We start from the raw sequence: 13015 nt of genomic DNA, 5'->3' as shown, positions 1-13015 counted from the left end.
ATATAATGCTGCACCTGATTGATGATATGCCGCCAATTGATGCAGTTTTCATTACACATGATCATTATGACCATCTGGATTACCAATCCATTGTAAAAATGAACAGCAAAGTATCGCATTTTTTTGTCCCTCTTGGATGCAGTGCTCATCTGATCCGATGGGGTATCCCGAAGGAAAAGATTACCGAACTCAACTGGTGGGAAGAAACGGAGTATGAAGGTCTGACTGTTGCTTTGACACCTTCCAGGCACGGTTCAGGAAGAGATCCGTTCAATATCGATACCACATTATGGGGAGGATGGGTCATCCTGGGAAACAGTACCCGGATATATGTAAGCGGGGACGGAGGATATGGCCCTCACTTCAAGGAGATCGGAGACAAATACGGACCTTTTGATATCACCCTGATCGAAGGCGCCCAGTATGACCGTAAATGGCCGGATATCCATATGGTACCGGAACAGGCTGTTCAGGCTAATCTGGACGTAAATGGTAAGACAATGATACTGATGCATTGGGGAGCATTTACATTGGCTAATCATGCCTGGAATGAACCAATAGAAAGGGCGCTAAAGGAAGCAAATGAAAGGGAAGTGAACATCATTGCTCCTCTGATCGGTGAAACTGTCCAGTTTGATTCATTGGACTCAGACTTGCAGATGCCTCCAAATTCATGGTGGGATCTCTGACATGAAACAAAACCCTTATCAGTTCTCTGCCACACTCTGCGATATCTGTTCAAGCAGAGTGTACACCTGTTCCATTTCCTGTCCGTATCCCGCCCAATCACCATTACTTAAATGGCCCTGTGCGTTGTTATAATGCTCAAGCGCCCTTTCTGCCAGTTCTCTTGCATCTTCTGACACATATACAGGTTCTCCGTCATAATCGACAGCTTCACCCCGGAGCAGCACCTGCAGGGATGTGACCAGGTCAAGGCCCATATAGACAGTTTCTCCGGAAGATACTATCACTCTTCTGAGCTCGGGTATCTCACCCTCATCTGCACTTATGAACACAGGCTCAATGTAAAGTATTGAGTTGTCAAGAGGAACCACAAGCAGATTCCCCCGGATCACACTGGATCCCTGCTGGCCCCAGAGTGTGAACAATTCCGATATATTCGGGTCCTGGTCTATTCTGGACTCTATCTGGTTTGGTCCGTATATCATCCTGTCCTTTGGGAATTCGTAATGTATCAGCTTCCCGTAATTTGGTCCGTCACATCTTGCAGCTATCCATGAGATCATATTCTGCCTGTTCCTTGGCGTGAACGGCTGCATGAGTATATACTCAACACCTTCTCCTTCAGGAAGCCTTGTCATGATGTAATACGGATCCACGGGTATTGTACTTCCACGGTAGTATTCCCTTGGGATCTGCCATGCATCCTCTTTATTGTAGAAGGTCTCGACATTTGTCATATGATAGTTCCGGTAGATGTCCATCTGGACCCTGAAATATTCCTTCGGGTATCTTATATGCTCTTTAAGGCCATCAGGCATTTCTTCATAAGTTTTGAAAAGATCAGGGAATATCCTGGAGTACGCAGTGACCAGAGGCTCATCCTCAGTTACATAATAATTCACAGTGCCGTCATAGGCATCAATAACCACCTTTACCGAATTGCGGATATAGTTGAGTTCACCGGCTTCAACTCTGTATTTCTCTGAATATGGGAATTTATCGGATACAGTATATGCATCAATGATCCAGAATATCTTGCCATCATATATCACTGGGTAAGGTTCATTTTCATACACCAGGAACGGAACGATCTTAGAAGCTCTTTGATTTATCTGCTGATCATACATAACGCGGCTTTCTTCGGTCATATACTGGCTCAGTATGAAGTTCACATCACCGAAGCGCACCAAATACGCCAGTCTCCTGAATATAGAATCAAGCTGTACGCCACCTTTTCCCTCGTACCTGGCATATACGTTCCCTGCTGCGCTGGGATAGTCGAGCTCTTCTAAGCCACTATTTACGATCTTGTAATCTCTTGTCAGTTCTCCGTAGTAGATCCTGGGATTTGCTAGACCGAAGTCACCCTGCGGCGGTATGTCCCGAAGCACAAGCTCGGGCCTGCCGTCATCTGTTTTTTCGCTGACACTGTTCATCACTGCCCCGAAGCCATGGGTGTAGACTAGACGTTCATTCACCCAGGTTCTGGCCGAGGGATCAAGATGAGTTATGTCCATTTCCCTGGCAGCTATCATGAACTGACTGTATTCTCCGTTAATGTAGTACCTGTCCGTATCCACGTCATTGAACTCATAATATGTCCTTATCTGCTGGGTCTGCCTGTATGTATTCTGAAGAGCCCGCTCATCCCAGATCCTGATATTCGAGATGACATCCTCATTATTTGCAACCGCAGAGCGGGTAAGTTCGGGATTATAATCAAAAGGCCTTACATCAATATCCGAAAGTCCGAAACCTGCCCTGGTATATTCGATATTGTATAAAAGATAAGGCTCCTCCAGCTGGAGTTCGGTAGGCTCTACCTTGATCTGCTGATAGACCGCAGGCGCAAAGGAGGTAAGAAGAATCATGACCACAACTGCACTGATTCCCAGCAATGGGATCCTGATACTTCTCAATCTGGTATTTACTATGATCCCAGCTGCTGCTATAAAGCAAACCAGTGATGTTATGGTGAGCAGAGGTAACCTTACATGGACATCTGTATATCCTGCACCCGTTACGACACCCTGTTGCGAGAACAAGATCTCGAATCTGCTCAGGTAAAAACTGAAAGCTATTATTGTAAGAATGATTCCCAGAAGTGCTGAGATGTGCATGAGCACCCTGGCAGGGATCCTGTCCATAAGACCTGACAGGTCACTGTCATTTGTCACATATTCAGAGGAATCGATAGTGTATTGCGGACTCAGTATGTCCTCCAGCTTGTCCAGATAGATGATCCCGGCAAGTATCAGGGCTAAAGTTGTAAGTGAGAGTGATATGTTTTTAATCAGTTCCATTAAAGGAAGCTGGAATAAATAAAATGAAACATCTCTGAAAAAGATAGGGTCTTCAATACCTGTTGGCGCCATGTTCAAATATAGGAGGATTGTCTCCCATTGATTGCTCAGATACAGGCCGAATATCAGCGACATTATGATTGCTGCTGGCAGAATTAGTCCATCGGTATCAGTATATTGATATTCATTTTCACCCAGGGCATTCTTTGTAAATGTCCTTGCTATATGTACATTCAGATAAATGAATGCGAATACCAGTAAGAAACTCGCCAGAAAGATTAATACTTTCCAGCTCAGGATCGTTATAAAGACAGACAGATATCCAGTCATATCGAACCAAAGATATTCAGTAAAATATCTCAATCCGGGCCCTATGCTAAAGGTGATTGCTGTCAGTACAAGGAGAATATACTTTGTTTTTGAAAGCATCAGTTTACCACACAGATCAATAATTAATCACAAGTCCTGAGGAGGGAATTTTAATCCCTACCCTTTATCAGGGAAGCATTTTACACTAAAGTCTTTCCCTGCAAAAATATTCTTTTCTTTTGTTTGTGATATTGAAAAACTCTCATAGTACAGAGAGAGAAGGAAAGTTTCACTTAACCGGCCAGTTGAAGTTAAAAACTTAACGAAAAAAACATATGCTTCTTGTGCCATAATTATTATTGGGGTATATGTATGAGTACAAAAATAAAAAAGATAGTGGTAGCTACAGATGGTTCTGAAAACGTAAAGAATGCAGTAGAATGGGGTATCGAACTTGCAAAAGCTAACAGTGCTAAAGTAAGTGCTCTTTATGTTATCCCACCTTCAGGCGTTGCTCTTGCTATGCGCGGTGAAATGTGGTCAAAGGCACTGGAAAGTCACCAAAGGGATGTAGGTAAGAAGGCTACCGACCATGTGGTGGAGGTCGGCAGGAAAGAAGGTGTCGTAGTGGAGCCTGTGGTCATTGACGGCAAAACTCCTACAGACGGCATCGTGGATTTTGCCGCAGAGAACGATATAGATCTCATAGTGATGGGGACACTGGGAATAACGGGACTCAGTCATATGCTACTTGGCAGTGTCGCAGAAAATGTGGTGAGGCATGCAAAAAAACCGGTACTTGTCATTCCATAAAGCGTGAAAGACAGAGAACGAGCAGAATGATAACCTTGATTATCTGATTCAGGGGACAAATAGAGTTCAGGCAGGATAACCGCAGGGAATACGGATTCCCCGGAGAGTTCACCTTTATGCATTCCATACATATTCCAGAATAACGCTTATGTCATCGGCTGCCAAAGCTGATAATGAACATCCGTATAGGATTGCCTGAAGAGGCATCCCCTGATAGCGGATATGATTAGGGGGAAAATGATAGTGGGAGAAATGAAAGACCTTCCTCCAGGGTTTGAGAAGGTAAAACAGTTTACACTGGTGGATGCCCTGCTCGGGCGAAGAGCAAGAAGATTTTTCATGGGAGCCTCGATTCCGGATGGCTATTTCAAGTACACTTCAAGCCGCGGACCTGAACCACTCTCGGAACTGGAACAGATGACTATCCTGACCGCCATGGGAGGCAACACAGGCTGGCATAACCTGATAATGAGGGGTGAAAGATATGCTCCTTATCTGTCAAACTATGCATGTAGCGCAGGAGGACGAACGTTTCCATCAGCTGCGGGCTTTCATACAAGCGAACTGTTCTTTACAGACGATAACGGAGTTTACTTTTTAGAGAGCCGTGATGTACCGGCATCTGGCTCAAGAAGCAAAGAAGGGAAGCTTGAGCTGGAAGAAATTCTCCAATCTGCCCGCAGCAGGATACACAAACTGGATGATGTCCGTTTGCAATTGCCTCCGCAAGTGCCCCATATGGAAGCACATAACACCTGGGTAGCCAATCATCCGGGAACAACACTGGTAATCCCGGTAGGTGACCTGGCCCAGCATGTGCTGGCAGGTATATGTTACTATGTCCAGAACGGTGTATGTTTCTATGACGATGTTCACGGGAACGAAATCGAAGGTCTCAGGCAGTATGCAGACCTTGTGGATGCGGAGAATCCCTACCCCCTAACTTTCCTGGAGATGTGGTCCCTTTCAGAGGTGACAGCAGAACTCTCAACTTCCTGCTATGCAGGAATGCTGATGCTGCAGGCCGTGGGGCTTGGAGGATGGATGTTTAACGGCCTGGACCCCTTCTCTTTACTGGGGGCAAGCGGTGACCCTGAAGTGAAGGGACTTGGATTCAGGTATGATACCGATGATCGATGGTCCCTGCCAAACCCGACAGGTCTGCCTGGTGTTTTTGAAGGATACACCCCTCCCCATTATAAAAATATGAGGAAGGCTGTGGATGCACTCGCTGAAAGGAAGTTTGGTCCGGGAGGACCTTTCAATCCGCAGACGCCAGGCTACTACAAGGACACTCCGGGGGTCCGCAGCAGCGCACAACGCTATAGTGAAGAATTCAGGGAATGTGCAGCACTGCAGGCCCAGTACATCTTTGAAACCTTTGGGAAATTCCCGGGTACCGTGCCCAGCATATTCGTCATGCCATACCTTCAGGCACAACATATCGACCTTGAATTCTATGACAGGTTCTACGAGCCGGGCTCATACCTGCAAACGCATGCCGAACATATGAAGATGTGGCATCCCGACAGGTGACAATATTGAAAAACAGTGAGGATGTACAATAGGGTGGCAACTGTGGAAGATGAGACATGCGAAACCGACAGTATAAATGAGGACATTCTAAACGCTCCTCTGATAGAGGCTGAAGAGCCGGGAAAGCTTGAGCTTGACAGTACCGGATATTTCATAATTGTACCGCAGCCTGACAAAAGGACAATCCTTGCAAAACATTATTCATACGACAAGGAACTCCTGAGGATGATCGAAGGCCGGGATGCACGTTCCATCTACCGGACCATAATCAGGTATGGGTGGGTAAGTACACTTAACCATGCAGCCTACCTCGGACAGGAATTGACAAGGGCTGAAATTGCCATGAGGGTAGGTTTTGTATATGTTCAGGAGTGAACTTGTTTGAAGTGAAACCACAAAAGTTTACAGAACAAACAAAAATGGGAAGACCAAAAGAACATAGAAGCGTCCTCTTTGGACTAAGTGTTCTCTGTGGTTAACTTTGTTATTGTTCTTCTTATGAATGTTCCTGCAGGGTGGATATGAACAAAATTTAAATCCATTCATACCAAGTCTCAGTTATGTCACCCGCACATCCATACAACAATGACACCCCCTATCTGCCGGAGGATTTTGATGCAAGGGTGGTCAGCACCATTCCCTACTATCAGGCTTTTCACAGGGAGGTCATCAATCTTGTCAGGGCACTGCCCTTCAAGCCAGATGTATGGCTGGATACCGGCTGCGGGACAGGGGCGCTGGTTCATAAGGCCGCTGAAGAGTTTCCTGACACCAGGTTCCTGCTAATGGACCCTTCAGAGGGCATGCTGGAACAGGCGAAAATAAAATTGTCCTCCCTTCCCCGGGAACAACTAGTTTTTCTTGAGCCCTCCCCGACTCAGGGGTTCTCAGGGATAACGGGAGAGAGACCCGATATCATCACTGCCATCCAGTGCCACCATTACCTGAGCCGCGAAGAGAGGGTAGAGGCTATTGATGTCTGTTACAGGCTTTTAAAGGATGACGGGATTTTTATCACCTTCGAAAACATCAGGCCTTTTACTGATAGCGGCATAGCCATTGGGAAAAATTATGTGAGAAACTTCCAGCTTTCTCTGGGGAAAGAACCTGGTGATATAGAAAAAAACCTTGCCCGTTTTGATGTGGAATATTTCCCTATAACTGTGGAAGAGCATCTTAAACTGCTGAGAGAGGCAGGTTTTAAGGTCGTGGAACTGCTTTGGTATTCCTATATGCAGGCCGGTTTCTACTGCATCAGGTGAAATAGAAGGCCGGAGAGCCCTGCTCAAAGCTCTTAAATGCGATTACCAATAATGTGTATGTGAAGACTGGATAGAAACTGGATAGAAAGAAGATAACTTTTAGGAAGCAGGCCCTGCCAGCGGGGTCACATAGGGCTTTTACGGGTGACGGGAATTGAGGGGCATAATTGCAGGAAAAGACATGTTAAGCGTCAATAGACTGTTAACAGCGTTAACATTATAAGATACTATACCAATATCTATTTGCAAGTAGTTTATGAGGGCAGGAAAGAGCATGGTCAATGAATCACAAACCGAAGAAAGAAGATGCGCCATCCTGAAGTCGCTGGTAGACAACAGGTACCGCTCCCAGATACCCCGTGTAGTTGATTCCGTTGTTAGCAGTTGTTATGACAGTAATTGTTTTGACCATGTGGATGCGGCTGTAATACCTTCCAAGGAAGCACTTATAGAAATAATAGGCTTGGTCAAAGACATCCTCTTTCCCGGTTATTTCGGGGAGCAGACCCTTGACAGGAATAACCTGCGCTACCATCTGGGAAGTGAGATAACAAAACTTTTTGAGCAGCTTTCCGAGCAGATAAGTAACAGTATTATCCACGACTGCAACAGGTACGAAGAGAATTGTTCGGAGTGTATCGATCGCGGACAGGCAGAAACAATAGCCTTCCTGGAGAAAATACCTATGATAAGATCCCTGCTTGCTTCCGATGTCGTGGCAGCCTATGAGGGAGATCCTGCGGCTAAAAGCTACGACGAGATCATCTTCAGCTATCCCGGAATCTTTGCCCTGACGGTCTACAGGGTAGCCCATGAATTGCACAGGCAAGGGATAGCAATACTTCCACGCATAATGACAGAATATGCTCACAGTGCAGTGGGCATCGATATACATCCGGGAGCAAAGATTGGCAGAGGGCTGTTCATCGATCATGGCACCGGAGTGGTTATTGGAGAGACATGCCAGATCGGAGACAATGTCCGCATCTACCAGGGAGTTACCCTGGGCTCGCTCAGTTTCCCAAAAGATGAGAGTGGAGAGCTGATCCGTGGGAAGAAAAGGCACCCGACCATAGAGGATGACGTGATAATATACTCCAATGCCACCATATTGGGAGGGGATACTGTTATTGGTGCTCGTTCTGTCATTGGAGGAAGCGTGTGGATAACCAGATCGGTCCCTCCGGACACAAAGGTTATCATCGAGGAGCCACGGCTCAAATTCAAGGAAAAGCAATGATCTGTTGTCAGGAACTGATAGGATTTAACATAAAGTCCAAATTAATAACAATAAAGTGATTACTTTAAGGGGTTGGTAACATCGGGAAAATATACAGCGATATCACCAAAACAGTAGGTCGTACGCCGCTTGTACGCCTGAACAGGATAACTGAAGGCTGCTATGCAACAGTTGTGGGGAAAGTGGAGGCTTTTAATCCGCTTGGCTCCGTTAAGGACCGTATTGCCCTCAGTATGATAGAAACAGCCGAAAAACAAGGGCTTCTGAGCAAGGATACTGTCGTGATAGAACCCACATCAGGCAATACAGGTATCGGCCTGGCTTTTGTCTGTGCATCCAGGGGATATCGCCTGATACTCACAATGCCTGAAACAATGACAGAGGAAAGAAGGAAGATACTCAGAATGCTGGGTGCCGAAATGGTGCTCACTCCAGGCCCTAAAGGAATGGTAGGTGCAATCGAAAAAGCTGAGGAGCTGGCCAGGGAGACACCGGGTTCATTTGTACCTCACCAGTTCATGAACCCTGCAAATCCTGAGATCCATCGTCGCACGACCGCCGAGGAGATATGGAATGATACGGACGGAGCTGTGGATATCCTGGTTGCGGGTGTCGGTACAGGCGGGACTATCACGGGAATTTCGGAAGTCATCAAATCCCGCAAGCCAGGTTTCAAGGCAGTTGCTGTCGAGCCTAAAGATTCGCCGGTGCTTTCCGGAGGAAAACCAGGACCCCACAAGATTCAGGGGATAGGAGCTGGTTTTGTGCCAAGTGTCCTTAATATGGATATCATCGATGAAATTATCCAGGTCAGCAATGAGGATTCATTCGAAACCGCCAGGCAGCTTGCGAAAATGGAGGGGATACTTTGCGGAATATCATGCGGTGCAGCACTTCACGCAGCCCTGGAAGTAGCCAGAAGGCAGGAGAATAAAGGCAAACTCATTGTAGTCGTGCTGCCTGATACAGGTGAGAGGTATCTGAGCACAGCTCTTGCAGAATAATCTCAGGTAGAATAAGCTCAAGTAAGGTCAAAAGATAGTCAACATGGATCAACATAGTACAGTATTGCAGATGGCTGCAAATGACTTGAAAATAAGTGAGAGTTAACCATAAAAAGTCTGCCGCCCAAATAAGTTCAATGCAACGTGTGATAATCCATGTGGATATGGACTACTTCTATGCAGCCATTGAAGAGCGGGAAGATCCTTCTATAAGGGATAAGGCGGTGGTGGTGTGCATGTACTCCAACCGCGGCGAGGAAGGCGGGGCTGTGAGCACATGTAATTATGCCGCCCGGGGAGCAGGCATACGCGCAGCCATGCCCTGTCGGCAGGCCAGGTCCCTTAAGCCTGATGCGGTCTTCCTCCCGGTTCGCAAGGGATTCTATGAAGAAGTGTCAAAGAACGTAATGGCAATACTGCACTCCTATGCTGACAGCGAGGAGACTTTTGAGAGAACCAGCATAGATGAGGCTTTCCTTGATATAACCCGCTCCTGCAATTCTGACTTTGACATTGCCAGGGAGATAGGCCTGCGTATCAAGGAAGAAGTGAAGGCACAGGAAAAGCTTACCTGTTCTGTGGGTATAGGTCCCAACAAGCTCATAGCCAAGATGGCATCCTCTTTCCGCAAACCTGATGGCATTACCGTTATCAGAGCGGAGGAAGTGCAGGACTTTCTCCGACCCATGCCTGCAGGCAAACTCTGGGGCATAGGCAGAGTAACAGAAAACAAGCTTGAAGAAATGGGAATCATGACAGTCGCCGACCTGGAGGAACATGACATAATGGAGCTTGTCAGGGTATTCGGGAAGAACAAAGGTACATTTCTCAGCCATGCAGCTTCCGGAATCGATGAAACGCCTGTAAGGGAAAGGTCTGCAAGCGACCAGATAGGCAGGATGGCCTCACTCAAACATGACACACACGACGGGCAGATGGTCTTTTCACTTCTTACCGAGCTTGCAGACGATGTAATGAACAGGGTGCAGGCCCGAAAAGTCGGTTTCAGGTCTGTTACAGTCACAGTCATTTTTTCAAATTTTAAAACATCCACAAAGAGCAGGACCCTGAGCCACCCGATATCCGACAGGCAGGCCCTCCATGATAATGCAAAGGAGATGATGCGCCAGTTCCTCGGGGAAACCACAATGAACTTCAGGCGTATTGGAGTGATGGTCGGTAACCTTAGTGAGAAGACCGGACAGAAGAGCCTGTTCGATTTTGCGGAGTGATATCATGCCTCTTCCATATAGTAAGGTTCCGGATAACAGGCCAGCAGGTGATAACTGGAGAACACAACTATATGATATCATATTTGAAGCCGACACTCCTGCCGGAAAGGCCTTTGACATCCTTCTCATAGTAAGCATCCTTCTCAGCGTGCTTATAGTCATGATGGATAGCTCTGCTCCTATCAGAAGCGAGTATGGTATGCAGCTCTACCTGCTTGAGTGGTTCTTCACGATACTCTTCACTCTGGAATATATCCTCCGGCTGATGTGTGTCAGGAGCAAGAGGAAATATGCTACAAGTCTTTTTGGCATCGTGGATCTGGTAGCAATAGTACCCACCTACATGAGCATTCTGATACCAGGTAGCCAGTTCCTTCTTGTTATCAGGATATTAAGAGTTCTGAGAATATTCCGTGTTCTCAAGCTCGTACAGTACATGAGCGAAGCAGACTTGCTTATAAGGGCAATGCGTGCCAGCAGGAGGAAAATAACAGTCTTCCTTTTCACTGTACTTGCGCTTGTAACTGTAATGGGAAGCCTGATGTATCTTATAGAAGGGGAAGAAAGCGGTTTTACAAGCATACCCATGAGTATTTACTGGGCAATCATAACTATGACAACCGTGGGTTATGGGGACATAGTGCCCCTGACTTCCCTTGGAAGGGCACTGGCATCATTTGTGATGATCATGGGATACAGCATCATAGCTGTGCCTACCGGGATTGTAACAGCTGAGATGAGTTTCGCTTCTATGGAAGAAAGGAAAAATCTCAGTCCAACAAAGGAATGCAGCAGATGCAGATATAATGAGCATGATCATGAGGCACTATTCTGTAAGCTCTGTGGTGGTGAGCTTAAAAAGCTTTGAACTGACTTTTGAGTATTTCCTTAAGTTTTTCCGGTAAAACTGGTAATGATGATGATTATCATCTTTTTGTTGCATAGATACTTATAAATAAAAGAATAGAAGAGGGTTTTTCAAATTGACTGTATGACATGTTCAACCCAAAGAGGGATCGATATTCCAGGCTATGAAGTAAAAAACGAAGAGGAAAAAGATTTCCAGCTTGACCTGCTCAGAAAAGTGCTGGGGTCGGTCCAGGATCACATCGTTGTGATCGACAGGAACATGAGGATCGTAATGAGCAACTGGAAACACTGTGATTCTGTTCCCGCCAGGGACAAGCAGGGCCATCCTTACTGCTATAGCTGTCTTATGAAACGCTCCACTCCCTGTGAACCGTGCTACATGCTGGAAGTGCTGACGACCGGAAGGTGCCGTAAATATGAGATCGAAGATCCCCTTGACGGGAAAACAAAGTCTGTCGAGTTATCCCCCATCCTTGATGAAGAACATAATGTTGTCATGGTGGTAAGACATACAAGGGATATCAGCGAGCGGAAGAGCGTTGAAAGAATCCTGAAGATGCGGGAAGGCCAGCACGCTGCGGTTGCAAGACTTGGACAGCAGGGGCTTTCAGATGGTGACCTGGACAGCCTTATGAAAGAGGCAGTCAGGCTTGTCGCACAGACCCTTAATGTGGAATACTGCAGGATAATGAGACAGGAGAAGACCGGGAACACTGTCATGATCGCAGGGGTAGGATGGGAGGATGAGACAAAAGACAGTGATATTGATGCTCATATTGATGATTCCAGCAGCATACTCTGTTATACCCTCTACTCAGGTGAACCGGCAGTTGTCATGGACAGAGAAACAAAAGACAGGTTCAGCGGCTATTCTTTGCTCAGGGATCATGGACTGGTAAGCGGGATGGACGTGCTCATCGGACGTAAGGACAGGCCTTTTGGGACCCTGAGCGTTCATACCGCACAGAACAGAGTGTTCACGGAAGACGATATCCATTTCATGCAGTCTGTCGCCAACGTGCTCGCAGAATCCATCAACCGCAGGGAAAATGAAGAGAACCTGCACAGATACACCCGGGAACTGGAGTCAAGCACTGAACTGAAAGTACTGTTCACGGACATTCTCACCCACGACCTTCTTAATCCTGCAAATATCATCCGCGGTTTCACAGAGGAACTTCTCATAATTGAGGATGATAAGGATAAGATCAGGTTGCTTGATAAAGTTCACAGCAACAACGAAAAACTGATAGAGATGATGGAGTCGGCTACAAAGTTCATCAAGCTGGAATCAGTATCTGATGTAAAGTTTCAGGAGCAGGACATCGTCCCGATAATTGAGAGAGCTATAAGGTCTTTAAGGGATGATATCGACAAAAAGGGTCTTACACTTATTTTCAATCCTGTTCCCGGTTGTGTTGTTAATACCAGTCCGCTAATGGAAGAGGTCTTCATCAACCTTCTTTCCAATGCTATCAAGTACAGCCCTGAAAAAGAGAAGATAATTGTCAGCATCCAGGACCTTGGAAACGAATACAGGATGCAGGTCACTGATTTTGGTCCGGGTATCAGTAATCAGGACAAACCCATGATATTTGATAGATTCAAAAGAGCAGATAAGGGCAGTGTAAAAGGAAGCGGTCTCGGGCTTGCCATTGTAAAGAGAATAATAGATCTCCACAAGGGAAAAGCAGGAGTTGATGATAATCCTCTTGGAAGAGGCAGCATATTCTGGGTCTCGCTGAAAAAAGCCTGATCA

The 13015-nt window shown here is 46.3% G+C and carries 11 protein-coding genes; 10 read left to right on the top strand and 1 reads right to left on the bottom strand.

From position 1 onward, the window contains the following. A partial coding sequence (locus QZZ22_RS13325; RefSeq protein WP_292465765.1) for an MBL fold metallo-hydrolase occupies window positions 1-689 on the top strand: 689 nt, incomplete at its 5' end. A gap of 18 nt (window positions 690-707) precedes the next feature. Here the strand turns inward: QZZ22_RS13325 and QZZ22_RS13320 are convergent. Then, window positions 708-3419, bottom strand: a complete 2712-nt coding sequence (locus QZZ22_RS13320; RefSeq protein WP_292465763.1) for a UPF0182 family protein — start codon at window positions 3417-3419, stop codon at window positions 708-710. Window positions 3420-3671: 252 nt separating this feature from the next. Between QZZ22_RS13320 and QZZ22_RS13315 the strand changes: the two genes are divergently transcribed. The 9 genes from QZZ22_RS13315 (at window position 3672) to QZZ22_RS13275 (ending at window position 13012) form a co-directional block, all read left to right on the top strand. Continuing rightward, window positions 3672-4112 carry a universal stress protein gene (locus QZZ22_RS13315; protein ID WP_292465761.1) on the top strand — a complete coding sequence of 147 codons (441 nt, stop codon included), beginning with the start codon at window positions 3672-3674 and terminating at the stop codon, window positions 4110-4112. Between the two features lie 237 nt (window positions 4113-4349). Further along, the gene (locus QZZ22_RS13310) at window positions 4350-5648 is read left to right on the top strand and encodes a hypothetical protein (protein WP_292465759.1); all 1299 of its coding nucleotides are present in this window, start codon (window positions 4350-4352) and stop codon (window positions 5646-5648) included. 42 nt (window positions 5649-5690) lie between these two features. Further along, complete coding sequence (locus tag QZZ22_RS13305) at window positions 5691-6023, top strand: DUF4346 domain-containing protein (protein ID WP_292465757.1); 333 nt, start codon at window positions 5691-5693, stop codon at window positions 6021-6023. A gap of 185 nt (window positions 6024-6208) precedes the next feature. After that, on the top strand, window positions 6209-6910 hold the full coding sequence (locus QZZ22_RS13300) for a class I SAM-dependent methyltransferase (protein ID WP_292465754.1): 702 nt from the start codon (window positions 6209-6211) through the stop codon (window positions 6908-6910). A gap of 274 nt (window positions 6911-7184) precedes the next feature. Continuing rightward, a complete protein-coding gene (gene epsC, locus QZZ22_RS13295) occupies window positions 7185-8150 on the top strand; it encodes a serine O-acetyltransferase EpsC (protein ID WP_292465751.1) in 966 nt (321 codons plus the stop codon). A gap of 80 nt (window positions 8151-8230) precedes the next feature. Then, window positions 8231-9154: a cysteine synthase A gene (gene cysK, locus QZZ22_RS13290; RefSeq protein ID WP_292465772.1), complete on the top strand. Its 924-nt coding sequence runs from the start codon at window positions 8231-8233 to the stop codon at window positions 9152-9154. 137 nt (window positions 9155-9291) lie between these two features. Beyond that, window positions 9292-10386 carry a DNA polymerase IV gene (dinB, locus tag QZZ22_RS13285; protein WP_292465749.1) on the top strand — a complete coding sequence of 365 codons (1095 nt, stop codon included), beginning with the start codon at window positions 9292-9294 and terminating at the stop codon, window positions 10384-10386. A gap of 4 nt (window positions 10387-10390) precedes the next feature. Next, window positions 10391-11254: an ion transporter gene (locus QZZ22_RS13280; RefSeq protein ID WP_292465746.1), complete on the top strand. Its 864-nt coding sequence runs from the start codon at window positions 10391-10393 to the stop codon at window positions 11252-11254. A 123-nt stretch (window positions 11255-11377) separates the two neighbouring features. Continuing rightward, on the top strand, window positions 11378-13012 hold the full coding sequence (locus tag QZZ22_RS13275; protein ID WP_292465744.1) for an ATP-binding protein: 1635 nt from the start codon (window positions 11378-11380) through the stop codon (window positions 13010-13012). Window positions 13013-13015: the final 3 nt, after the last annotated feature.

Origin of the sequence: Methanolobus sp. (assembly GCF_016278365.1) — an archaeon.
GTDB lineage: Archaea > Halobacteriota > Methanosarcinia > Methanosarcinales > Methanosarcinaceae > Methanolobus.
The sequence above is the reverse complement of the archived record's forward strand: the minus strand, read 5'-3'. Positions and strand labels throughout refer to the sequence as shown.